Raw genomic sequence first — 24227 nt, 5'->3', positions numbered from 1 at the left:
CCTTTCTGCGCTCAATGAAGCCGCTTGCGGCTCATCAGGGCAGCCAGTTTGGCGGTATTCGGCCGTTCCACGACGCCCTTCTCGGTCACGATGGCGTCGATGAGGTCCGCGGGGGTCACATCGAATACCGGATTGAACGCATCGACCTGCGCCGCAAACCGCTGACCATTGACCTCCAGCAACTCGCTGCCGGCACGTTCTTCGATGGGGATGTCCTCACCGGTTTCCAGGTCCATGTCGATGGTCGAGCTCGGCGCGACCACCATGAACCGTACGCCATGGTGCATGGCCAGGACGGCGAGCTGGTAGGTGCCGATCTTGTTGGCGACGTCACCATTGGCGGTGATCCGGTCGGCCCCCACGATGACCCAGGTGATGCCACGGGTTTTCATCAGATGCGCCGCTGCCGAGTCGGCGTTGAGCATGACCGGCACGCCCTCGCCTGCCAGCTCCCACGCCGTCAGCCTCGAGCCCTGCAACCAGGGACGGGTCTCATCGGCGTAAACGCACTCGACCAGGCCCTCCAGATGCGCGGCACGAATCACCCCAAGAGCGGTGCCGAAGCCGCCGGTGGCCAATGCGCCGGTATTGCAATGGGTGAGCAGGTTCTGCGGGCTGCCCTGATGCTTGCGAATCAAGTCGACCCCGAACTGCGCCATGGTCAGGTTCGCTTCCCGATCGCTGGCATGAATGGAAGCGGCCTGGGCTTCGGCCGCTGTCAGCGGATCCTCGCCCGGCTTCAAGCGATCGAGGCGCTCACGCATCTGATTCAGTGCCCAGAACAGATTGACGGCGGTCGGACGCGAGTCGGCAAGCACCGCGAAGTCCGCTTCCAGCGCCGCGCGCCAGTCGCCGCCTTCGGCAAGCCGTACCCGGAGCCCCATGACCAGCCCGTACGCCGCGCTGATACCGATCGCCGGAGCGCCGCGCACGACCATTTCACGAATGGCCGTAGCCACCGCCTCCGCGGAATCATAGGTATGCCATATCGTTTCCAGTGGCAGTCTGCGTTGGTCGAGCAAACGCAACAGCCCGTCCTGCCACTCGATAGCCTTCACTTTTTCCGCGGCCAACAAGCGTTCGCGCATGACATTCCTCTCTTCACTGGCGCCCCTGATCATCAGGAGCGGGGCCGGTCGTTCAGCGGGCACGAACCGGGGCATGAAAAAGCCCGGCCGTCTCCGAACCGGGCTGCAACATTCGATAGGGTCATGCGCGGTGCTCGGCACTCACGCGTCCATACCCGGGCGCGAATCCTAATCGACTGATTTTTCCAGCACAAGCAAAGGCCTTCGGCGGCTTTGGCAGCTGGGCCACTCCTTAATCGCGATTGGGCTGCGGCGTGAGGCGCAGATAGGGTTTGATCGCGCGATAGCCTTTCGGGAAGCGGCGCTTGAGTTCCTCCTCGTCCTGCAGCGACGGCACGATCACCACCTCCTCGCCGTCCTGCCAGTTGGCGGGTGTCGCGACCTTATGGTTGTCAGTCAGCTGCAACGAATCGATCACACGCAGAATCTCATTGAAGTTGCGCCCGGTGCTGGCCGGGTAGGTAATGATCAGCCGCACCTTCTTGTTCGGATCGATGACGAACAGCGAACGCACCGTCAGGGTGTCGTTGGCATTGGGGTGAATCAGGTCGTACAGCTCGGAGACCTTGCGATCGGCGTCAGCCAGGATCGGAAAATTGACCCGCGTGCTCTGGGTTTCGTTGATGTCATCGATCCACTTCACATGCGAATCTACCGGGTCGACTGACAGCGCGATGGCCTTGACGTTGCGCTTGGCGAACTCGTCTTTGAGCTTGGCGGTCAAGCCGAGCTCGGTGGTGCAGACCGGCGTGAAATCCGCCGGATGCGAGAACAACACGCCCCAGCTGTCGCCGAGCCATTCATGAAAACGAATGCGGCCTTCGCTGGAGTCCTGTTCGAAATCGGGGGCGATGTCACCGAGACGGATGCTCATGGCTTCTTTCCTCTATGGGTGTTGCTGATCTCGGCCGCAGTATGCGACCAGTCCTGTTACGTGGCTCAGGCCGATTTCCGGGCCTCTTGAGCGACTCGATGCTGCAGGCGATACAGATAGGCGAAGCCTGACGTCCACCGGGTATGGCCCGATTGCGTGTTGATGTGACCAACGCCCTTCAGTATGACGGTTTCGCTTCCCCACTCCTGCCCCAGTTCAATGGCCCGTTCGGCTGTTGCAGCGGCATCGTTGTCGGATCCGATCAACAGGCTAGGAAATGGCAGGGCCTGGCGTGGAATCGGCGCGAAATCGCGTAGCGCATCGGGGCAGCCATCACGCTGCACATCCGCTGGAGCGACCAGCAGTGCGCCACGAACCCGCTGCAATGTGTCCATCGATGCTTGTGCGGCCCAGTGGGCAATGGTGATGCAGCCCAGACTGTGCGCAATGAGGATGGTCGGCTGGGCGCTCATCGCAATAGTGCGATCCAGCTCGGCAATCCAGCGATCGCGGCGAGGGTTCAGCCAATCGGCCTGCTCTACCCTCGCGCTACCGGAAAGGTTGTGCTGCCAATGGCTTTGCCAGTGGGCTGCAGGTGAGCCCTTCCAGCCTGGCACTATCAGATAACGGATCATCGGGGCGGCCTCCGAAAGGATGGAAGCCAGTCTAGTCATTGCGCTGTAACCATAAAAAGAATAAGAAATTCTTTGCTTAGAACAAATCTTCCAGATCAATGAGATGAGTTCTAACAGGCCGTTCCCGAGCAGCAGGTTCCCTCAGGCGACCCGTATGACAGCCGCCCCGATCGGCCGCCGATCAGCCGCACGCACGGTGCGCCAGGCGTTATAGGCCATCAGCAACATGCCCAGAACGAAGGTACCGCCGCCGATCAGCCGCACAACATAGCCGGGATGGCTGGCTTCCAGTGCTTCGACGAAGGAATAGGTCAGCGTGCCGTCTTCGTTGATCGCGCGCCACATCAGACCTTGGGTGATGCCGTTGACCCACATCGAGGCGATGTAGAGCACGGTGCCGATGGTGGCGAGCCAGAAGTGTGCATTGATCAGCCCGACGCTGTGCATCCGCTCGCGCCCCCAGAGCTTGGGAATCATGTGGTAGAGCGTGCCGATGGAAATCATCGCGACCCAGCCGAGAGCGCCGGCATGCACGTGGCCGATGGTCCAGTCTGTGTAGTGGGACAGCGCGTTGACGGTCTTGATGGCCATCATCGGACCTTCGAAGGTCGACATGCCGTAGAACGCCAGGGACACCACCAGGAAGCGCAGGATCGGGTCGGTGCGCAGCTTATGCCAGGCGCCCGAGAGGGTCATCATGCCGTTGATCATGCCACCCCAGCTGGGCGCCAGCAGCACCACGGACATGGCCATGCCGAGACTCTGCGCCCAGTCTGGCAATGCGGTGTAGTGCAGGTGGTGAGGGCCAGCCCAGATGTACAGGCTGATGATGGCCCAGAAATGCACGATGGACAGGCGATAGGAGTACACCGGGCGTTCGGCCTGCTTCGGTACGAAGTAATACATCATGCCGAGAAAGCCCACCGAGAGAATGAAGCCCACCACGCTATGCCCGTACCACCACTGGATCATGGCATCCGTGGCGCCGGAATAGGCCGAGTAGGATTTGAACAAGGTCACCGGGATAGCGATATGGTTGATCACATGGACCATCGCCGTCACGACGATGAAGGCGCCATAGAACCAGTTGGCGACGTAGATGTGCTGGGTCTGCCGACGCGCGATGGTGCCGATGAACAGATAGGCATAGGCCACCCAGACCAGCGTCACCCAGAGCGCGATCGGCCATTCCATTTCGGCGTACTCCTTAGACGAGGTAATACCCAGCGGATAACTGACCAGCATCGCCACGATCGCCGCCTGCCAACCCCAGAACACGAAGTTGGCCAGCCCGTCGGAGATCAGCCGCACCTTGCAGGTGCGTTGCACGACGTAAAACGAGGTTGCGAACAGCGCACCGCCGCCGAACGCGAAGATCACCAGGTTGGTGTGAACCGGGCGCAGTCGCCCGAAGGTGGTCCAGGGTAATCCCAGATTCAGCTCTGGCCAGACCAACTGGGCGGCGATGACCGCGCCCATGCCCATGCCGAGCACACCCCAGAACAGGGTCATCAAGGTGAAGCGACGGACGACGTCGTAGTTGTAGTCGGGTGTATCGAGAACTGCAGCATCAGCCATGACATTTCCTGGAGACAGATGAGTGATGCCCGCCATTCAGCGCTTGCGAGCGCTAAAAGAGCGAACGTCGAACAGTCTCGCGCATGGATTTAAATACTTCTAACGAATACGGATCGTCGTTTAATCCATTAATTTTCATATTAATGAAGATAACGCATTTTGGTTCGGGCCTCGCCTGCTATACCCCTGCTGCTGTTTTTTGTCGCTTGGCAGTCTTTTGCGAAGAGCCAAAAATTCGAACGTCGGCATTGCACTGCGCTTTTCATCGCAGCGACTTGACCGATATTTCCAGAACCCAAATACTGTATCCATATACAGTATTTGGAAAGACCTACCGTCATGGCCTCCGTGGTCGCACTCAGTCAACTGCTCGATGCGCGTCGTTTGTGGCGCGGCCAGTCCAGCCTCGTCTCGACCAGCAACCAGCCGACCGGGCATACCGCCCTGGATGCCGCGCTGCCCGGCGGCGGCTGGCCTGAATCGGCACTGAGCGAGCTGCTGATCGCCACGACCGGTATCGGCGAACTGCGCCTGCTCTGGCCAACCCTGGCGCGATTGACCGCAGCCGGTGAACGCGTGGCATTGGTAGCGCCCCCACATGTGCCCTACCCCCATGCCTGGCTGGCAGCCGGTGTGGCCTTGCATCAGTTATCGATCATCCATGCAGAAGGGCGCGAGGCCTTGTGGGCTGCCGAGCAATGTCTGCGTTCGGGAAGCTGCGGCGCGGTGGTGTGTTGGCCGCAACAGGCCGATGACCGTGCCCTGCGGCGCCTGCAAGTCGCTGCAGAGACGGGTCAGACGCTGGCCTTCGCCTATCGCCCCCTACGTGAAGCAGTCAATTCCTCACCAGCGGCTCTGCGCCTGGCAGTTGAAGCTCAACCGGCACAATTGCGCGTGCTCAAGTGTCGTGGCGGCTTGGCTCCGGCGCGGCCGATCCCTGCCGCGGCGTGGCATTGAGATGGTCATGCTCTGGGTCTGCGTTCTACTCCCACAACTGGCCCTGGACGGTGTATTGCGCAACCGCACCGACGCCGACGCACCGCTGGCCCTGTTGAGCGGGACGCCGCAGCGCCGGATCCTGCAGGTGGTCAATCCGGCGGCGCGGGCGCTCGGACTGAAACCCGGGCAATCGCTGATTGCCGCCCAGGCAATGTCCCGTGCCTTCACGACGGCTGAATATGATCTGGCCTTGATCGAGCGCTGGCAGCAATTCCTCGCCGCCTGGGCTTACGGTTTCAGTTCGCAGGTCAGCCTGCATTACCCGCGCTGCCTGCTGCTGGAAGTGCACTCCAGCCTTGCCCTGTTCGGCCCCTGGCCGCGTCTGGAAGCGCGTTTGCGTGAAGAGCTGCGCACACTGGGCTTTGGTCATCGCATTACCTTGGCGCCCAACCCGGCCGCCGCGCGGGTGCTGGCCAACGTGCATGACGGCTTGGCCGTAACGGATACCGATTCGCTGTATCACGTACTTGAATCACTACCGGTAGAGCGCCTCGGCCTGCCACGAGACGTGGCGTCCGCTTTTGCCCGAATGGGCCTGCGAACGCTGAAGCAGATCCTCGCCCTGCCCCGTGATGGCCTGGCCCGGCGCTTTTGCGCAGAAACCCTCAGGCATCTCGATACCCTGATTGGGCATCGTCCCTTGGCGCTTGAGTTCCACCGCCCCCCAGACCTCTTCGATGCTCGAATCGAACTGAACTTCGAGGTCGAGTCGCATCAGGCATTACTGTTCCCGCTGCGCCGTCTGACCGCCGATCTTGCCGCCTATCTGGCTGGTCGCGACAGTGGCGTACAACGCTTCACCCTGCATCTGGAGCACCGCCAACTGGCCGACAGCCAGGTGCCGGTCGGTCTGCTCAGCGCCGAGCGTGACCCAGCCATGCTTTTCGAACTGACCCGCGGCCGCCTGGAACATCTGCAACTGCCAGCGCCCGTGCTGGCGGTGCGTCTGATCGCGCGCGAACTGCCAACCTTCGTCCCCGAGCACCGTGAACTGTTCGACGAACGCCCACAGCAGTCGTTGCCCTGGGAGCAGCTGCGCGAGCGGTTGCGCGCCCGGCTGGGTGACGACGCCGTGCAGGGGCTCGCCGCACATGCCGACCATCGCCCCGAGTGCGCCTGGCAATCGCAGCCTGCCATTCGCAATGCCTTGCCATCGGACATCACACCCCGCCCCGGCTGGCTACTGGCTGAACCGAAGCCCCTGCACGAAGCCTCTCTGCGCGTCCTTGCCGGCCCCGAGCGCATCGAGTCCGGCTGGTGGGATGGCGGCGATGTGCGGCGCGACTATTACCTGGTGGAGACCCGCACCGGCCAGCGTGGCTGGGCTTTCCGCTCGACCGATGGAGGGCCGTTGCTGTTGCACGGCTGGTTCGCATGATGGCCGGTTACGCCGAACTGCATTGCCTGTCCAACTTCAGCTTCCAGCGCGGCGCCTCCAGTGCCCGCGAACTTTTCGAGCGCGCCGCACGCCTTGGCTATCGGGCACTGGCCATCACCGATGAATGCACCCTGGCCGGTATCGTACGGGCCTGGCAGGCCTCGAAGGATGTCGGCCTGCCATTGATCATCGGCAGCGAGGTGCAGATCGAAGGCGGGCCGAAGCTGGTCCTGCTGGTGGAGAATCTGACCGGCTATCAGACCTTGTGCCGTTTGATCACCCGCGCTCGCCGTCGCGCCGAGAAAGGTCGCTATCAGTTGCTGGCTGAAGACCTGAACGAACCACTGGAGGGATTATTGGCCCTCTGGATTGCCCGCCAACCCGACGCTGATCTCGAAGGCCACTGGCTGCGTGAACGCTTTGCGCAACGCCTCTGGCTGGGCATCGAACTGCACCGTGGGCCCGATGACGCCCAGCGCCTGCGCCAATGGCAGGCACTGGCCAGCCGTCTGAACCTGCCTGCAGTATCCTGCGGCGATGTGCATATGCACGCCCGTGGTCGCCGTGCCTTGCAGGACTGCATGACTGCAATCCACCACCACCTGCCGGTGGCGCAAGCCGGTCACTATCTGTTCCCTAACGGCGAACGCCATCTGCGCCGACCCGAGGAGCTGAGCCAGCTGTACCCTCCCGAATTGCTCGCCGAAACCTTGCGCATCGCCGAACGCTGCCAGTTCGACCTCGGCCAGTTGCGCTACCGATACCCGCACGAGCTGGTGCCTGCGGGCCATAACGCCACCTCCTGGCTGCGCAAGCTGGTTGAAGAAGGTGCGCGCTGGCGCTGGCCGGACGGCATTGCGGCGAAGGCGCGCGCTCAGATCGAGCATGAGCTGCAGCTGATCGCCGAGCTCGAATACGAGAGTTACTTTCTCACCGTGCACGATCTTGTCCGCTTCGCTCGTGACCAGCATATTCTTTGCCAGGGGCGCGGCTCGGCGGCCAACTCCACCGTGTGCTTCGCGCTCGGCATCACTGAACTCGATCCGTCACGCAGCAAATTATTGTTCGAGCGCTTCCTCTCTCGCGAGCGCAAGGAGCCACCGGACATTGACGTCGATTTCGAGCACGAGCGCCGCGAAGAAGTCATTCAGTACGTATTCCGCCGCTATGGCCGCGAACGGGCCGCGCTCACGGCCGTTGTCAGTACCTACCATGCCACCGGCGCCTTGCGCGACGTCGCCAAGGCGCTCAGCCTGCCGCCGGACCAGATCAACGCCTTGGCCGATTGCTGCGGACGTTGGAGCGACCGGATTCCTGATGACGAGCGATTGCGCGAGGCTGGCTTCGATCCGAGCAGTCCGGTGCTGCACCGGGTGTTGGTGCTGACGGGCGAGTTGATCGGTTTTCCCCGCCACCTTTCACAGCATCCGGGCGGCTTCGTCATTTCCGAGCACTCGCTGCAAACCCTGGTGCCGGTGGAAAACGCCAGCATGGCCGAGCGCACCGTGATCCAGTGGGACAAGGACGATCTCGACCTGGTCGGTCTGCTCAAGGTCGATGTGCTTGCACTTGGCATGCTCAGCGCACTGCGCCGCTGTTTCAACCTGATCGAACACTACCGCGGTACCCACTGGACCATCGCCACCCTGCCGCAGGAAGACCGGGCGACCTACGCCATGATCAGCCGCGCAGATACCGTTGGCGTGTTCCAGATCGAGTCGCGGGCACAGATGGCCATGCTGCCGAGGTTGCGCCCAAAGACCTTTTACGATCTGGTGATTCAGGTCGCCATCGTGCGTCCAGGACCGATCCAGGGTGACATGGTCCATCCTTATCTGCGCCGGCGTAATGATGAAGAAGAGGTTAAATACCCATCCGATGAGTTGAAACCGGTCTTCGAGCGCACGCTCGGTGTGCCTCTGTTCCAAGAGCAGGTAATGGAACTGGCGATCGTCGCCGCGGCTTACACGCCCGGCGAAGCCGACGAACTGCGTCGCTCCATGGCCGCTTGGAAGCGTCACGGCGGCCTGGAACACCATCGCCAGCGCCTGACCGAACGCATGCTCGCCAAGGGCTACGAGGCGGAATTCATCGCACGCATCTTCGAACAGATCAAAGGGTTCGGCAGCTACGGCTTCCCGGAATCGCACGCAGCAAGCTTCGCACTGCTCACCTATGCCAGCTGCTGGTTGAAATGCCATGAGCCGGCCGCCTATGCCTGCGCCTTGATCAACAGCTGGCCGATGGGTTTCTACAATCCCGATCAGATACTGCAGGACGCTCGCCGCCACGGCCTGGAAATTCGTCCCGTGGATGTGCAGCACAGTGACTGGGATTGCAGCCTCGAACCGAGCGCCGGCGAGCAACCGGCGATCCGCCTGGGCCTACGCCTGGTGCGCGGCTTTCGCGAAGAAGATGCACGGCGCATCGAAGCTGCGCGCCAGCTGCAACCCTTCGTGGCGATCGATGACCTGTGCCTTCGCGCCAGGCTGGATGCCCGCGCCCGCGAACGGCTGGCCGACGCTGGAGCCCTGCAGCGCCTTGCCGGCCACCGTTACCAGGCACGCTGGGCCGTAGCCGGCGTCGAGCCGCAGTTGCCGCTGTTCGCCAACCACAGCGCATCGCCGGAAGCGCCTGTACCCCTGCCACAGCCCAGCGTCGGAGAAGACCTGCTGACCGACTACGCCACCCTGGGTACCACGCTGGGCCCTCACCCGCTGAGCTTGCTACGTGTTCAACTCAGGAGCCGGCGCTGCCGCAGCTCGCGTGAGCTGGCCGATATGGAGCATGGCCGGATGGTTAGCGTTGCCGGCCTGGTCATTGGTCGTCAGCGCCCACAGACAGCCAGCGGCGTGATCTTCGTTACCCTGGAAGACGAATTCGGCATGGTCAACGTCGTGGTCTGGCGCGATCTGGCCGAGCGACAGCGGCGAGTGCTGCTCCAGTCGCAACTGCTGCGTATCGACGGCCATCTGGAATCGGCAAGCGGGGTGCGCCATGTCATCGCCGGACGCTTGAGTGATCTTTCGCAGTTACTGACCGGGCTTGATGTACGCAGCCGGGATTTCCAATGAACCAAGGATGAAGATCTGCCGTGTTTGGCTGAGCAGCAGCCGAGGCGCCGCCACTGCCCGTCGATGCATCACCCGCCCAGGCCGACGCCGGCTGGACGCCCGGCTGACACTTGCTGAAAGCCACGCCCACTCAGGTAAAGCACTGGTCGGCTTCGGTTAACGAACCGAACGCCGCGTTCCGTCGCTTCAATCAGGAACCTTCCATGACCATGCCTACCGCCCAGCCGGTGCCTGGAACGGCACAGCAGCAACGCCAGCGACAGCAAAAGCGACCACGGCGGAAAGAAGCACCAGGAACGTTTCCTGCGACCGGCACCGAAGGAATTCGCCTCGATCCGCATCCACGACCTGAAACACGCCTTTGGATAAGACGTCGGGCAGCGGGTGTCAGGTGACACCGAAGAAGACCGGCGGGCCCTGCTGGGCCACATGAACGGCAGCATCACCATCCACTACTCGGCAGCGGAGCTGGGAAAATTAATTGATGAGGCCAACAAGATATCGGCGACGGACTCGCGGGGCCGACGCTGACGATAGTGGTGAGGAAGGCAGGATGAGTCCCGCAGAAGTCCCTGAAACGAAAAAGGCCAGCTCATCTCTGAACTGGCCTAAATCGTGGAGTTATTTGGTCGGGACGGAGTGATTCGAACACTCGACCCCTTGCACCCCATGCAAGTGCGCTACCAGGCTGCGCTACGCCCCGACGGTGCTTTCAGCTCTGCTGAAAGCGGATCGAACTATACACTAAGCACCTGAATAGTTGAAAGTTTTTTATTCGAGGCCGCTTAGTTCTTGAGTACCTGAAGCACATCTTCGAGCTCGGTAATCATCTGCCTGATCAACTGCTTGTACTGGGTGGTGTCGTCACGGGCCTCATCACCTGACATGCGCTGTCGAGCACCGCCAATGGTGAAGCCTTGTTCATAGAGCAGCGACCGGATCTGCCTGATCATCAGCACATCCTGCCGCTGATAATAGCGACGATTGCCACGGCGCTTTACGGGGTTCAGCTGTGGAAATTCCTGCTCCCAGTAGCGCAGTACGTGCGGTTTGACCGCACATAGCTCACTCACCTCACCGATGGTGAAATAGCGCTTACCCGGTATCGTCGGCAATTCGTCGTTATGACTTGGTTCCAGCATAGGCTTCGACTCTGGCTTTAAGTTTTTGCCCTGGCCGGAACGTCACCACACGGCGTGCCGTGATCGGAATTTCCTCACCGGTTTTCGGATTCCGTCCGGGGCGCTGGCGCTTGTCTCGCAGGTCGAAATTACCGAAACCGGATAATTTCACCTGTTCGTTATGCTCCAGCGCCTGACGAATTTCCTCGAAAAACAGCTCGACCAGCTCCTTGGCCTCGCGCTTATTCAAGCCTAGCTCTTCATATAGACGTTCCGCCATTTCAGCTTTCGTCAGAGCCCCCATACGCTATTTCCTTAACGTGGCATTAAACCTTTCTTCCAGGGAGGAGAGGATTTGCTGCATCGCACCACTCACCTCGTCGTCGTTTAGAGTGCGCGAAGGGTGTTGCCAGGTCAAGCCGACTGCCACACTTTTGCTAAGCGGATCAATACCTTTACCCTGATAAACATCAAATAGCTTGAGGTCCGTCAGGTTGTCGCCAGCGGCCTCACGAATGCACAGCAACACATCGTCTGCCGGAACCTCACGCGCCACCAGAATAGCCAGGTCGCGGCGCACTTCAGGGAAACGAGACAGCTCACTGAAACGCGGCAGCCGACCCTCGCTGATTTCGGAGACCAGTAACTCGAATAGATAGACCGGCTGATCGATACCCAGCGTTGCCGCAAGCTCTGGGTGAAGACTTCCGATGTAGCCGACTAGCCGCCCTTCCCGCTCGATTCGAGCGGTCTGCCCGGGATGTAGTGCCGGATGTTCGGCGGCAGCGAAGCCATAGGCAGCGGCATTGCCGGCATGCCCCAGCAAGGCTTCGACGTCGGCTTTCACGTCATAAAAGTCCGCTGCGGCTCTATCGTTGCCCCAGCCTTCTGGCAGACGGCTGCCAGTGATAACGCCTGCCAGCATCGGCTCCTGCTTCAGGTCGCCAAGCTGACCGACGAAACGCAGGCCGCTTTCGAACAGGCGCACCCGCGTTTGTTGACGATTCAGGTTGTACTGCAGCGCCTTGATCAGCCCGGGCCAGAGCGTTACGCGCATTGCCGCCATGTCCGAGGAAATCGGATTGGCCAGCTGTAACGGCTCGACGCCAGGACTGAACAGCTCGAACAATTTGGGATCGATGAAGCTGTACGTGATCGCTTCCTGATAACCACGAGCGACCAGCAACCGACGCAGTGCCGGTAACTCTGCACGGGCCTCGGGATTGGCTTCGGGTGCCAACCGCGCCTGCGGATAACGCACTGGAAGGCGGTCATAGCCGTACAGGCGACCCAGCTCTTCGATCAGATCGATTTCGAGCGCGATGTCGAATCGATGGCTAGGTACGTTGACTTCCCACGATTCCTCGTTCAGCTCAACCACACCCAGACCCAAGGCGGACAACAGCGCGACGACCTGATCGCGCGCCATGTCCAACCCCAGCATCTGCTCGATGCGATCCTTGCGCAGCAGAATCGGCGCAACGCTGGGAAGATCGGCTTCGCTGACAGCTTCGATTACCGGACCGGCGCTGCCTCCGACAATTTCCAACAGCAACGCAGTCGCCCGCTCCATGGCTCGACGGGGCAACTGAGAATCCACTCCGCGCTCGTAGCGATGCGACGCATCGGTGTGCAAACCATAAGAACGCGCCTTGCCGGCGAGCGCGATGGTGTCGAAGAAGGCGCTTTCAAGGAACAGATCTTGAGTCGAGGCGCTGACGCCACTGTGCTCACCACCCATCACGCCCGCAATCGCGAGGGCGCGCTGATGGTCGGCGATGACCAGCGTATCGCCACGCAGGGTCACTTCCTGGCCGTCGAGCAAGACGAGCTTTTCCTGCTCTTCGGCCATCCGGACCCGGATGCCGCCATTGATTTCGGCAAGATCGAACGCATGCAGCGGCTGGCCGAGTTCGAGCATCACGTAGTTGGTAACGTCCACCACCGCATCAATGCTGCGGATATCGGAACGACGCAACCGCTCGACCATCCACAGCGGAGTGGATCGCGACAGATCGACGTTGCGAATCACACGTCCGAGGTAACGCGGGCAGGCTTTCGGCGCGAGCACCTCTACGGGGCGCACCTCATCGTGACTCGGAGCCACGGCAGCGATTTCGACGGCAGTTACCGCTGCGTCATACATCGCACCGACTTCGCGAGCAAGACCTGCGATGGACAGGCAGTCGCCACGGTTCGGCGTCAGTCCTATCTCAATGCTCGCATCGTCCAGACCGAGGTAGGCCCGCAGATCGCTACCAACCGGGGCGTCACCGGTCAGCTCCATCAGCCCGCTATCGTCGGGGCCGATTTGCAACTCGGTTTCCGAGCAGAGCATGCCGTTGGACTCGACGCCGCGAAGCTTTGCTTTCTTGATTTTGAAGTCGCCTGGCAGTTGGGCGCCAATCATCGCGAACGGAATTTTCAGACCGGGCCGCACATTGGGCGCACCGCAAACGACCTGAAACGTCTCGCTGCCATTGCTGACCTGGCACACCCGCAACTTGTCAGCATCGGGGTGCTGTTCAGTGCTCACCACCTCACCGACGACCACGCCGCTGAACGCGCCGGCAACCGGGACCACCGCGTCGACTTCGAGGCCCACCATTGATAGCCGCGCCACCAGATCTTCGCGGGAAACCTGCGGATTGACCCACGTACGCAACCACTGCTCGCTGAATTTCATCCTGCTCTCCTAAATATTCTTTGACTGGACTCTGGAACTAGCGAAATTGCGCCAGGAACCTCAGGTCGTTATCGAAGAACAGGCGTAAGTCGTTGACGCCATAACGCAACATGGCAAGCCGCTCGGCGCCCATACCGAAAGCAAAGCCCTGGTACTTTTCCGGATCGATACCGGACATGCGCAGCACATTCGGATGCACCATGCCGCAGCCCATCACCTCGAGCCAGCCGGTCTGCTTGCAGACGCGACAACCCTTCCCGCTGCACATGACACACTGCATGTCCACTTCAGCAGACGGCTCGGTGAACGGGAAGAACGAGGGCCGGAAACGGACACCCAGCGGCTTTTCGAAGAACACCCGCAAGAACTGCTCGATCGTGCCCTTCAGATCCGCAAAGCTGATGCCCTCGTCGACCAGCAAACCCTCGACCTGATGGAACATCGGCGAATGGGTGATATCCGAGTCACACCGGTAGACACGCCCAGGACAGACGATACGGATAGGTGGCTGCTGCGACTCCATGGTGCGCACCTGCACTGGCGAGGTATGGGTCCGCAAAAGCATGTTGGCGTTGAAATAGAAGGTATCGTGCATCGCCCGTGCCGGGTGATGACCAGGAATATTGAGCGCCTCGAAGTTGTGGTAGTCATCTTCGACCTCAGGCCCCTCGGCAACGCTGTAACCGATATGGCTGAAGAACTGCTCGATCCGCTCTAGCGTACGTGTTACCGGATGCAGCCCACCAGAGACTTCACCCCGCCCAGGCAATGTCACGTCGATCCGCTCGGCCGCGAGCTTGGCACTCAGCGCAGCTTGTTCGAGGTCTGCCTTTCTGGCGTTCAGTTCATCCTGAACACGGCTCTTCGCTGCGTTGATGAGCGCACCGGCTTTGGGGCGTTCCTCTGCCGACAGTTTGCCCAGGGTTTGCATGACCTGGGTCAGCTCGCCTTTCTTGCCTAGATACTGGACCCGGATCTGCTCCAGGGCATTGATGTCTTGGCTATGTTGCACCGCCTCGAGCGCTTGCGAGACCAGTGCATCCAGGTTTTCCATGTACAACCTCCAGAGGTTCTTGCAGAACCGCACCAGGCGATCAGCATTCAGGCTTTGCGCGAGGTGCACTTTTGCAAATGCCCCTTCAGATACGAAATAGGGGAAGAGCGCAGGCTCTTCCCCTATCGGTGACGCTACGAATCCGAAGATTCGATTGTCGATGGGCTTAGGCCAGAGAAGCTTTGGCTTTTTCGACAATCGCAGCGAATGCTGCTTTTTCGTTCACTGCCAACTCGGCCAGAACCTTGCGATCGATTTCGATGGCCGCTTTTTTCAGGCCAGCGATGAAACGGCTGTAGGACAGACCGTTTACACGAGCACCAGCGTTGATACGAGCGATCCACAGAGCGCGGAACTGACGCTTGCGCTGACGGCGGTCACGGTAGGCATATTGGCCAGCCTTGATTACCGCCTGCTTGGCAACACGGAACACACGCGAACGAGCGCCGTAGTAGCCTTTGGCGAGTTTCAGGATTTTCTTGTGACGGCGACGAGCGACGACGCCACGCTTAACACGAGCCATGAGTTATTCCTCTGAGTCTTGACCAAATTAACGAACGCGCAGCATGCGCTCTACTTTTGCGTTGTCAGACGGGTGCATCAGAGATGTACCACGCAGCTGACGCTTACGCTTGGTAGACATTTTGGTCAGGATGTGGCTCTTGAAAGCGTGCTTGTGCTTGTAGCCATTCGCCGTCTTCTTGAAGCGCTTCGCAGCGCCACTTTTAGTCTTCATCTTTGGCATGTTCGGTACTCCACAGTGTGGGTGATTTCAAATAACCGCAAGGCCTGCCAGTGCCCTGGTGGTTACTTTTTCTTCTTGGGAGCGATGACCATGATCAGCTGGCGTCCTTCCATCTTTGGATGCTGTTCGACCGAACCGTATTCAGCCAGGTCACCTTCGACCCGCTTCAACAGTTCCATCCCCAGCTCCTGATGGGCCATCTCACGACCGCGGAATCTCAACGAAACCTTGGCCCTGTCCCCGTCACTCAGGAAACGTACCAGGTTGCGTAGCTTGACCTGGTAGTCGCCCTCTTCCGTCCCTGGACGAAACTTTACTTCTTTAACCTGGATCTGCTTCTGGTTCTTCTTCGCCGCAGCGACCTGCTTCTTCTTCTCGAACAGGTGCTTGCCGTAATCCATGATCCGGCAAACGGGAGGAACCGCATCGGCGGAAATTTCCACCAGATCCAACTTGGCTTCTTCAGCTATACGAAGCGCTTCATCAATCGAGACGATGCCAACCTGCTCGCCATCAGCACCAATCAAACGGACCTCACGAGCCGAGATATTCTCGTTGATCGGGGCCTTGGGTGCAGCTCGTTTATCCTGTCTCATTTCACGCTTAATAGTCATTACTCCAATTCTTGGCGACCACGCCGGGAAACCGCTTGTGTCAGCAGCTGCGCGAAGTCATCCAGGGGCATGGAGCCCAGATCGACGCCTTCACGGGTGCGCACAGCAACGGCTCGTGTCTCTACTTCCCTATCTCCGATAACCAGAAGATAGGGAATCTTGAGCAAGGTATGCTCGCGGATTTTAAAGCCGATCTTTTCGTTTCTCAAGTCGGACTTGGCACGGAAGCCGCTTTGGTTAAGCGTTTTCTCCACTTCCAGTGCGAAATCAGCCTGCTTGTCGGTGATATTCATCACCACAGCTTGAGTGGGCGCCAACCAGGCCGGGAACGCGCCTTCGTAGTGCTCGATCAGAATGCCGATGAAGCGTTCGAACGACCCCAGGATCGCCCGGTGGAGCATGACCGGCGTCTTGCGGCTGTTATCTTCCGCCACGTAGCTCGCATCCAGGCGCTGCGGCATATTCGGATCGTATTGCAGCGTTCCGCATTGCCAGGAACGCCCGAGGCAGTCGAGTAGTGTGAATTCGATCTTGGGACCGTAAAACGCACCCTCGCCCGGCAGATATTCCCAAGGCAGGCCCGCTTCGTTCAGCGCCCCCGCAAGCGCGGCCTCGGCACGATCCCAGAACGCGTCGTCGCCGACACGCTTTTCCGGGCGAGTGGACAGCTTCAGCTTGATATCGCTGAAGCCGAAGTCAGCATAGACCTGCATCGTCAGCTTGATGAAATCGGCGGCCTCGGCACTGACCTGCTCTTCAGTACAGAAAATATGTGCATCATCCTGGGTGAAACCACGTACCCGCATGATTCCGTGCAACGCACCGGACGGCTCGTTGCGATGGCAGGAACCAAATTCGGCCAGGCGCATCGGCAATTCGCGATAGCTTTTCAGCCCCTGATTGAAAACCTGGACATGGCAGGGGCAGTTCATCGGCTTGATTGCGTAGTCGCGACTTTCCGACTCGGTCGTGAACATATTTTCGGCGTAGTTGCCCCAGTGCCCGGACTTCTCCCACAGGCTGCGATCGACAACTTGCGGTGTCTTGATTTCCAGATAGCCGTTGGCTCGCTGCACACCCCGCATGTATTGCTCGAGGACCTGGTAGATGGTCCAGCCGTTGGGATGCCAGAACACCATCCCAGGCGCCTCTTCCTGGGTATGGAACAGATCCAGGCGCTTGCCGATTTTGCGATGGTCGCGCTTTTCCGCCTCTTCGATCCGCTGGATGTACGCGGCCAGCTGCTTCTTGTCCGCCCAGGCGGTACCGTAGACGCGCTGCAGCTGCTCGTTCTTCGCATCGCCGCGCCAGTAGGCGCCGGACAGCTTGGTCAGCTTGAACGACTTGAGGAAGCGGGTGTTGGGCACATGCGGGCCGCGGCACATGTCGACGTATTCTTCGTGGTAGTACAGCCCCATGGCCTTTTCGTCAGGCATGTCTTCGACCAGACGCAGCTTGTAGTCCTCGCCACGCGCCCGGAACACATCGATGACCTCGGCACGCGGGGTGACCTTCTTGATCACATCGTACTCGGTATCGATCAATTCCCTCATGCGCTGCTCGATTGCCGCCATGTCTTCCGGCGTGAAAGGCCGCTCGAAGGCGATGTCGTAATAGAACCCTTCCGCAATCACCGGCCCGATGACCATCTTGGCGGACGGATAGAGTTGCTTGACCGCATGCCCTACGAGGTGAGCACAGGAGTGACGAATGATCTCCAGCCCCTCTTCGTCTTTCGGCGTAATGATCTGCAGGGTCGAGTCGCTGTCGATCAGATCGCAGGCGTCGACCAGACGACCGTTGACCTTGCCCGCGAGCGTAGCCTTTGCAAGCCCCGCACCAATGGATTGCGCGACCTCGGCGACCGAAACCGGGTGATCGAACGAACGCTGACTGCCGTCGGGAAGAGTAATGGTGGGCATGGCGCCTCCTCTCCTAGTGGTGACCCCTACCAAAGGCCACGTGGGTTGGGATGAGCCAGGAAAGCGGCCCGCCGAATAATCCCGCCGCACAGTGGCGGGAGCCCGAAGGCAGATTCAGGCAAACCGAAGTCTCTGGAAAATTAAAGTGCGGATGCTTTCAGAAAGCATCCGCACTGACAAGCGACGCATAAAAAAAGGGCCGCTAGCGCGACCCTTTTCTCGGAATTGGTAGGCACAATTGGATTCGAACCAACGACCCCCACCATGTCAAGGTGGTGCTCTAACCAACTGAGCTATGTGCCTCCGATGGACGCGCATTCTAGAGATTCGCCTGATAGAGTCAAGCGCTTTTTTCGCTAAGCCACTGATATTCGTAATTTTTGAGCGAAAGCACCATTATTGCGGTGCTATGGCACCTCCAATCCAGTCGAGACAGCATCAGCGTCAAATATCGAGAACAGCGAAAACTAGAATATCGCACGCCACTTATCCTCTTCTTATTACGTTGCATCGGCGAATCCCATCAGAGCGCGTGCGCTTCGCAGTTGCGTCGAGACGGACGTCTGCGTGATCGTGACAGGCTACATCGAGCCATCGACCGCCCTGTCCGTTCTCGAACAAGGTTTTCGTGTCGTCGCACTGAAGCGGCCAAGGTCGGGCTCGGCGCCTCTGGGCACTACGGAGGACAATCGTCAACTGCTACAGCAGTGACATTGATACCGTCGAGCGCAGTACGGGGAACACGACGCCACCTTGATCGGCGCAATGGCTTTCGAAGGCGTACACATCATCCGCTAGCGTGTTGCGCGTTACGGCATCGACTGCGATCTGAAAAACGGCGGCGTATTCGCTGCATTCATGCAAAGCAGCTGCGCCGCCCTTCTGAGCCTTAAAGCGCCGGACACGATGGGGGCGCTTCGCACGCGTCAGCCTTCACACTTGCCGAAGGCAGGTGCGCCTGGAATCGTTTGTCCTCTGGGGCGAGTTGCCGCGCACACGATTGCGCCGCCAAAGACTGGGCCTGGCAACCGCGCTCCGCGAGCACTTGTGACAAATTGAACCAGCTCGCCGCAAACGCGCCGTCACGCTGCACGCTGGTTCGCAAGGCTCGCTCTGCCGCACGCTTGTTCCCTTGCGCATAGTGCGCATTCGCTAGTGCGAACCAGGATAAACCGCTGGACCAGTGCTGCGCCGCGGTTTCGTATGCACGCAAGGCCGATGTCTGGCGACCGGTTTGTTCGAGATCGCTCGCCGCTCGTAGCCAAACCGTCTCTTTCACGGTGCGCGGCAGTTGATCGGGCGCGACGGTTACCACAGCCCAACGGTTTCCTTTAGTCCAGCTTCGCTCGAATTGACGAAAGCTTCCGGTCCAGCGACGAGTCGTACCGGATCGCAGTATCAGCGTCTGATCAGCCAGGTCGTACCCCACCACCACCGCGAAGTGCCACTGGGGCCAGCGGTCAAATGCCAGATTTTGCAACACCAAGACCGGGTTCCCTGCCGCCACCTCGGAGAGTATCGCTTCCAACCGCCCCTCCAGCGGATACACCAACAGGTCATGCGCACGCGCCGCCGCGACCATTTCGACCTGAAGACTGCCCTTGCGCTGCGGAATATAGACCCGATTGACCAGCCGTTCAGGGTCGGTATCGATGCCGCGATAGGTCAGCATCGTAGCCAACGCCGCCGGCCCGCATTGATAGTCTTCCTGCGAGTAAAACGGCACACGACTCAGTTCCACCCGCTCGGGGAGGCCCGCGGTACCGACCGGAACGATCGGAGTTCGCGCGCACGCCCCGAGAAGGACTATCGCGACCAGTAATGTCAGTCGCCGAATCAACGGTTGATGCAGTGAACGAAGTTGAAGATGTTAGTCGCGCACAGCAGGTCGGTAATGATGAAGATCACCAGAAACAGCACGATAATTCCCACCGCACCAGCGCCTGCAGGCGCCTGATCCAACTGCTGGTTGAACTGCGCGAGTTCCGCCGGGGTCAGGCTATTGATCCGCTGCTCGACCTGGTCACGCTCGACACCCATGGCAACCAGCTTCTTTTGCACATCCTGATCTTCAAGCATCGTCAGCAGCTGCTGTCGATCCACTTGCTGCTGATGTTCGGCAATGATTTCGGGCGTACCGATCATCGCCGCCTGGGCCATCGGAATCTGCGCGAACAGCATGAAATGCATCGCTGCCACCAGGGTGGCCACACGCTTCATCACGGAAGAGTTGAACATGGCGGAACTCCTTATCTTTTTGTTCGGTAGCCAGCGCAGTTAGCGACGGGCCGTCAGAAGTAAGACGACGCCGCTGTTCCGCCAGTTCCCTACGCGCTAAGGTTTCGCCCTCGAGCGGTTTTAACCTCAACAGTCTGCATATAGCTGACGACGACTTCCCCTTCAAGGAGACCAATATGCGAGCCATTCCCCTGATTGCAGCGATGTGGTGCAGTTCCATTCTGCTCGGCTGCCAATCATCGGCGCCCGAACAAGCACAAGCCCCCGGGGACGCGGCAGCCGACCGATGCACGGCGTCCGCTGTAGAAAAGCTCGTCGGCGAGAAGGCGACCCCGGCACTGCTCGATCAGGCACGCCGGGAGAGCGGAGCCTCCACCGCACGCATCCTCAGGCCGGGGGACGTGGTGACTCTGGAGTACAACGCCGGCCGGCTAAACCTGACGACCGACGACACGCTGGAGATCCAGCAGGTCCACTGCGGGTAATCTTCCACATCGCGCCCGGCGCCGGCCGGGCGTCCAAGCGAACATTCCGCGGGTCGGCAGAAGCGTCCGCTCGTGAACCCGCCGTTAGCGGTTCAGTGCGCCAGCGCCCGGCGAGATCGCAGGTTCGTTGCAGAGACGGACCTAGGCGGCGCCAGTAGAAAGGACAGGTCGTAACGCTTGATGATGACTTGCGCAAGCAATGGCGCCGCAACGCCGATCAGCGTCCCAAGCACCAGATGCACAGGGATCGAATCGATGCCCATGAAGCTGCTGAGAATCACCCGAACCCCACTGCCGGCAAGGATGTGCATGAGATAGATAGTCATCGAGGAGGCGCCGATGAACAACAACCACTCGATGCGAATCCGCCCCAACCACATAGAGAGCGATATCACGAAAAAGATCGAGATACTCGCCAGCGCAAGAACCGGCAAGCCACCGACCTCCCAGTTCAAACCGAAGGTGATGTGGAACAGGTACTGCCCGACCACGAATAGCACCCCGAACAACCAGGTGAGCGGAACGTAACGGGCGAGAAAATAGGCCCTGATCTCGTTGAACCACACACCCAGCGCGAAAAACACCGCATTGCCGAAAATGAATCTGCCGATATTGTTCGTCGCCAGATCCTGCTTGAACACGTAAAGCGCGCCGAACGCCAGCAGTATGGGAAGAAAGAAGCGGCGGTCCGCCTTGGCATACACGAACGAGCAGACCACGAATACCAAGAACAACGCGTAGAGGAACCAGAACTGCGCCCGCGGCGACCAGAGCAGCGAGAACACCTGCCCTAAGGTGACGTCACCGTTGGTGTAGTTGGATAGCACCACCTCGATCGATCCCTGCAACAACGACCACAGGATGAAGGGATAGACGACGGTGTCCACTTTGTTGACGATCAGTCCGGTCGTCCCACGCTTCATCAGAGAATCGTAGAAGAACAGGCCCGACAAGAAGAAAAACAGCGGCATGTGAAAGCTATAGATGATGCTATCGACAAGAAGGTAGCTGCTCTCCTCGATCGGCAAGCCGGCATTGAACACTCCGCGCGCGACATGTCCATAGACAACCAGGATGATTCCAATGGCTTTGGCGTAATCGACCCAGGCGTTTCTCTCCTGCATCACGTTTCTCCTTGTTATGACCAGACGCATCGCGGCCGGACCCGGCACAGATGGGAAAGGTAGACAATGAAAAACGAGATCAGTTTATTGCCGCCCCGAGCCATCCATCTGACCCGACGTAATGCAGCAACGGATGGGCGAGCCGGCCAGCGCCGGCGCCCGTGCAGCGTATAACGCCGGGCCTTCAGCCCAGCAACTCGGCAAAGGAGATGAAAGAGACCAGGTCACCCTCGTTCAGTTGGCTGTGCTCACGCACCTCAACCAGGCCGTCCGCCCAGGCGGCACTGCGCAGGATCGACGAGCTCTGGTTCGGGTAAAGCACCGCCCTGCCCGACTCGAGGCGTGCGCGAAGGTATTCCCTACGCTTGCCGGGCTTGCCCCAACTGAAACCAGCGGGCACCTGGAAGCTCAGCGGTGCGATCTCGGTGGCGCCCATTCTGCGCAGCAGATAAGGCCGGGCCAGCAAACCAAAGGTCACCAATGTCGAGGCGGGATTTCCTGGCAGGCCGATCACCGCAACGCCACGGTAGCTGCCGCAGGTCAGCGGTTTTCCTGGCTTGATCGCCAACTTCCAGAGCGTCAGTTCACCTTCCTCGCGCAGCACCTGTCCGAGGAAATCGGCCTCGCCAACCGACACGCCTCCGGTGGAGAGAATCAGATCCACATCGGCCAGGCCGGCCAGACACTGACGGACGTGTACAAGATCGTCGCGCACAACTCCGGCATCGATGACCTCGCAACCCAGTCGGTGCAGCCAATTACGCAACAGCACGCGATTGCTGTTGTAGATCTGTCCCGGCCGAAGCGACTCCCCCGGATCGACCAGCTCATCGCCCGTGGAAAGCAGCGCAACCCTGATCTTCCGGGTCACGCTCAGCTGCGCCGCGCCCAACGACGCGGCAAGCCCCAGTTCGATCGGCCCCAAGCGCACTCCGGCCGCCAGCATTTCATCTCCCGCTCGAGCCTCGCCGCCTTGAGGACGAACGTGCTGTGCCGGCCGTATCAGTTCGCCAAAACGCACCCGACCGTCATCGAGCACCTCGACATTCTCTTGCATCTCTACGCTGTCGGCGCCTTCCGGCATGGGCGCACCGGTAAAAATCCGAGCGCAGCAACCCGGCTCCAGCGGTTTGGGCTTAGCACCGGCAAAGATCTTCTGGGAAACCCGTAACGGCTGCCCGTCAAGATCTGCTGAACGAACCGCGTAGCCATCCATCGCACTGTTCGGCCACGGCGGCAGATCCAGCGTGGCGATCAGCGATTCAGCCAGCACCCTCCCCTGCGCGTCGTTGATCGACACGCGCTCGACATCCGTGATCGGAGCCGCCTCTGCCTGCTTGAGCAGCGCGTCCAGCGCCTGCTCCACAGGCATCAGCGCCTGCGCCTCGCCCACCATCAGGAGCGACTCTCGCAGTGCGCGGTCTGCTTGAGGTGAGGCACGAAGTTGCAAGGGCGATGACGCGCGTCGAGCTGCTCGGCGAGGATGCCATCCCAGGCGGTCCGACAGGCATTGGTCGAGCCGGGCAGGCAACAAACCAAGGTGGCATTCGCCAGGCCGGCCAACGCGCGCGACTGGACCGTGGAGCTTCCGATATCGCTTACAGATATCTGGCGAAACAGCTCGCCAAAGCCATCCACCTGCTTGTCCAGCAGGCAAGCCACCGCCTCCGGCGTGCTATCCCGCGCAGTGAATCCAGTTCCGCCAGTGATCAACACCACCTGCACTTCATCCTCGGCGATCCAGTTCGCGACCTGCGCCCGAATCCGATACAGATCATCCTTGAGCAGCACCCGCGACGCGAGCCTGTGCCCGGCAGCCAGCAGACGATCAACGAGCAGTTGCCCGGAGGTATCGGTCTCCAGCGAGCGAGTGTCGCTGACCGTCAGGACGGCGATATTCAACGGAACGAAGGATTGATCAGCGAGGTGACTCATACAGGCTTCCCGATTGGTTAATTCAGTTCCGAGGTGTTATATCACAGGCTTTGAAAGGAGCACTTGATGCAACGACAAAGGCTAGCGGATTGCTCGATTCTGCTGCTGGCCGGCGGCCGCGGACAGCGAATGGGCGGACGAGACAAGGGCATGGTGGAGTGGCACGGCCAGCCGCTCGTGGCCTGGCCTTATAGGGTTGCACGTCCGCTGACCGATGATCTGCTCATCTCCTGCAACCGCAACCAGCAGCGTTACTCAGCCTTCGCCGATCAGCTGGTCTGCGACAACGAACCGGACTTTCCCGGGCCCCTGGCGGGCATACGAGCAGGCCTCTCTGCGGCTCGCCACTCGTGGCTCATGGTGGTGCCCTGCGATGCACCGCTGATCGACGAGGCGCTACTCACGCAACTGTACGGGATGGCTGTAGCGGAGCCGGACAAGCCAGTGATGCTCCGGCGAGGCGCACAATGGGAGCCGCTGTTCTGCATCATCCCGGTCAGCCTTGCTTCGGCGATCGAGCAAGCCTGGCAGACCGGCGAGCGAAGCAACCGCAACGTTCTGCTGGCGCTGCATGCCCGCGCCCTTGAGATCGACCAGCACGATACTCGACTGGCCAATTTGAACTCACCCAACCTGCTTACCGAGCACGCCCCTCCGCCGGGAACTTAGCGCCGACG

22 protein-coding genes, 2 tRNA genes and 2 pseudogenes are annotated in these 24227 nt (G+C 60.2%); 7 read left to right on the top strand and 19 right to left on the bottom strand.

The features are described from left to right. Window positions 1-11: 11 nt before the first annotated feature. From mtnA to ccoN, 4 genes are all read right to left on the bottom strand, one after another. Entirely contained in the window at window positions 12-1088 is a 1077-nt protein-coding gene (gene mtnA / locus KCX70_RS09615; protein WP_102846038.1) for an S-methyl-5-thioribose-1-phosphate isomerase, read from the bottom strand. A gap of 232 nt (window positions 1089-1320) precedes the next feature. Further along, entirely contained in the window at window positions 1321-1962 is a 642-nt protein-coding gene (locus KCX70_RS09610) for a peroxiredoxin (RefSeq protein WP_021209889.1), read from the bottom strand. 65 nt (window positions 1963-2027) lie between these two features. After that, window positions 2028-2597 carry an RBBP9/YdeN family alpha/beta hydrolase gene (locus tag KCX70_RS09605; protein WP_102850864.1) on the bottom strand — a complete coding sequence of 190 codons (570 nt, stop codon included), beginning with the start codon at window positions 2595-2597 and terminating at the stop codon, window positions 2028-2030. Between the two features lie 141 nt (window positions 2598-2738). After that, complete coding sequence (ccoN, locus tag KCX70_RS09600; protein WP_021209891.1) at window positions 2739-4175, bottom strand: cytochrome-c oxidase, cbb3-type subunit I; 1437 nt, start codon at window positions 4173-4175, stop codon at window positions 2739-2741. 339 nt (window positions 4176-4514) lie between these two features. Between ccoN and imuA the strand changes: the two genes are divergently transcribed. From imuA to KCX70_RS23280, 4 genes and pseudogenes are all read left to right on the top strand, one after another. Then, window positions 4515-5132 (top strand): translesion DNA synthesis-associated protein ImuA, encoded by a 618-nt coding sequence (imuA, locus tag KCX70_RS09595; protein ID WP_021209892.1) that lies wholly within the window; start codon window positions 4515-4517, stop codon window positions 5130-5132. Window positions 5133-5139: 7 nt separating this feature from the next. Further along, window positions 5140-6552: a Y-family DNA polymerase gene (locus KCX70_RS09590; protein WP_212620028.1), complete on the top strand. Its 1413-nt coding sequence runs from the start codon at window positions 5140-5142 to the stop codon at window positions 6550-6552. Then, window positions 6549-9626, top strand: coding sequence for an error-prone DNA polymerase (locus KCX70_RS09585; protein ID WP_102846042.1), 3078 nt, complete (start codon window positions 6549-6551; stop codon window positions 9624-9626). Before KCX70_RS09590 ends, KCX70_RS09585 begins: the two co-directional genes overlap by 4 nt. A gap of 282 nt (window positions 9627-9908) precedes the next feature. Continuing rightward, a pseudogene (locus KCX70_RS23280) lies at window positions 9909-10183 on the top strand (tyrosine-type recombinase/integrase); the annotation flags it as partial. 69 nt (window positions 10184-10252) lie between these two features. On the opposite strand, the gene KCX70_RS09580 reads toward KCX70_RS23280, so the two are convergent. The 10 genes from KCX70_RS09580 to KCX70_RS09535 all read right to left on the bottom strand — a co-directional run bounded on the left by KCX70_RS09580 (window position 10253) and on the right by KCX70_RS09535 (window position 18071). After that, a tRNA-Pro gene (locus tag KCX70_RS09580) sits at window positions 10253-10329 on the bottom strand. Between the two features lie 82 nt (window positions 10330-10411). Further along, complete coding sequence (locus tag KCX70_RS09575) at window positions 10412-10768, bottom strand: MerR family transcriptional regulator (protein WP_021209994.1); 357 nt, start codon at window positions 10766-10768, stop codon at window positions 10412-10414. Further along, window positions 10749-11051: an integration host factor subunit alpha gene (gene ihfA, locus KCX70_RS09570; protein WP_003282572.1), complete on the bottom strand. Its 303-nt coding sequence runs from the start codon at window positions 11049-11051 to the stop codon at window positions 10749-10751. The genes KCX70_RS09575 and ihfA overlap by 20 nt, the downstream gene beginning before the upstream one ends. A gap of 3 nt (window positions 11052-11054) precedes the next feature. Beyond that, complete coding sequence (pheT, locus tag KCX70_RS09565; protein WP_212620027.1) at window positions 11055-13433, bottom strand: phenylalanine--tRNA ligase subunit beta; 2379 nt, start codon at window positions 13431-13433, stop codon at window positions 11055-11057. Between the two features lie 37 nt (window positions 13434-13470). Beyond that, window positions 13471-14487, bottom strand: coding sequence for a phenylalanine--tRNA ligase subunit alpha (gene pheS / locus KCX70_RS09560; RefSeq protein ID WP_102850870.1), 1017 nt, complete (start codon window positions 14485-14487; stop codon window positions 13471-13473). 166 nt (window positions 14488-14653) lie between these two features. Next, the gene (gene rplT, locus KCX70_RS09555; RefSeq protein WP_019339387.1) at window positions 14654-15010 is read right to left on the bottom strand and encodes a 50S ribosomal protein L20; all 357 of its coding nucleotides are present in this window, start codon (window positions 15008-15010) and stop codon (window positions 14654-14656) included. A gap of 27 nt (window positions 15011-15037) precedes the next feature. Beyond that, entirely contained in the window at window positions 15038-15232 is a 195-nt protein-coding gene (rpmI, locus tag KCX70_RS09550) for a 50S ribosomal protein L35 (protein ID WP_019339386.1), read from the bottom strand. Between the two features lie 62 nt (window positions 15233-15294). Beyond that, window positions 15295-15846, bottom strand: a complete 552-nt coding sequence (gene infC / locus KCX70_RS09545) for a translation initiation factor IF-3 (RefSeq protein WP_019339385.1) — start codon at window positions 15844-15846, stop codon at window positions 15295-15297. After that, entirely contained in the window at window positions 15846-17768 is a 1923-nt protein-coding gene (gene thrS, locus KCX70_RS09540; RefSeq protein ID WP_212620026.1) for a threonine--tRNA ligase, read from the bottom strand. The genes infC and thrS overlap by 1 nt, the downstream gene beginning before the upstream one ends. Before the next feature lie 226 nt (window positions 17769-17994). Continuing rightward, window positions 17995-18071 (bottom strand) — tRNA-Val (locus KCX70_RS09535). A 171-nt stretch (window positions 18072-18242) separates the two neighbouring features. Here KCX70_RS09535 and KCX70_RS23275 point away from each other — a divergent pair. Then, a pseudogene (locus KCX70_RS23275) lies at window positions 18243-18662 on the top strand (FAD-dependent oxidoreductase); the annotation flags it as partial. On the opposite strand, the gene KCX70_RS09530 reads toward KCX70_RS23275, so the two are convergent. Beyond that, window positions 18658-19608, bottom strand: coding sequence for a PA2778 family cysteine peptidase (locus tag KCX70_RS09530; RefSeq protein WP_212620025.1), 951 nt, complete (start codon window positions 19606-19608; stop codon window positions 18658-18660). The pseudogene KCX70_RS23275 and the gene KCX70_RS09530 sit on opposite strands and share 5 nt — an antisense overlap. Beyond that, window positions 19605-20006 carry a PA2779 family protein gene (locus KCX70_RS09525; RefSeq protein WP_021207428.1) on the bottom strand — a complete coding sequence of 134 codons (402 nt, stop codon included), beginning with the start codon at window positions 20004-20006 and terminating at the stop codon, window positions 19605-19607. The genes KCX70_RS09530 and KCX70_RS09525 overlap by 4 nt, the downstream gene beginning before the upstream one ends. Window positions 20007-20182: 176 nt before the next feature. On the opposite strand from KCX70_RS09525, the gene KCX70_RS09520 reads away from it, so the two are divergent. Beyond that, the gene (locus KCX70_RS09520; protein ID WP_212620024.1) at window positions 20183-20491 is read left to right on the top strand and encodes an I78 family peptidase inhibitor; all 309 of its coding nucleotides are present in this window, start codon (window positions 20183-20185) and stop codon (window positions 20489-20491) included. A gap of 92 nt (window positions 20492-20583) precedes the next feature. Here the strand turns inward: KCX70_RS09520 and KCX70_RS09515 are convergent, their stop codons facing one another. The 3 genes from KCX70_RS09515 to moaB all read right to left on the bottom strand — a co-directional run bounded on the left by KCX70_RS09515 (window position 20584) and on the right by moaB (window position 23550). Beyond that, window positions 20584-21615 (bottom strand): acyltransferase family protein, encoded by a 1032-nt coding sequence (locus KCX70_RS09515; RefSeq protein ID WP_212620023.1) that lies wholly within the window; start codon window positions 21613-21615, stop codon window positions 20584-20586. Between the two features lie 184 nt (window positions 21616-21799). Then, complete coding sequence (gene glp, locus KCX70_RS09510) at window positions 21800-23011, bottom strand: gephyrin-like molybdotransferase Glp (protein WP_212620022.1); 1212 nt, start codon at window positions 23009-23011, stop codon at window positions 21800-21802. Further along, window positions 23011-23550 carry a molybdenum cofactor biosynthesis protein B gene (moaB, locus tag KCX70_RS09505; RefSeq protein WP_212620021.1) on the bottom strand — a complete coding sequence of 180 codons (540 nt, stop codon included), beginning with the start codon at window positions 23548-23550 and terminating at the stop codon, window positions 23011-23013. The genes glp and moaB overlap by 1 nt, the downstream gene beginning before the upstream one ends. 66 nt (window positions 23551-23616) lie before the next feature. Here moaB and mobA point away from each other — a divergent pair, with 66 nt between their 5' ends. Next, entirely contained in the window at window positions 23617-24219 is a 603-nt protein-coding gene (gene mobA, locus KCX70_RS09500) for a molybdenum cofactor guanylyltransferase MobA (RefSeq protein WP_212620020.1), read from the top strand. Window positions 24220-24227: the final 8 nt, after the last annotated feature.

Source organism: Stutzerimonas stutzeri, assembly GCF_018138085.1.
Classification (GTDB): Bacteria; Pseudomonadota; Gammaproteobacteria; order Pseudomonadales; family Pseudomonadaceae; genus Stutzerimonas; species Stutzerimonas stutzeri_AI.
Note: the sequence above shows the minus strand (reverse complement) of the source record. Positions and strands in the feature narration are given on the sequence as shown.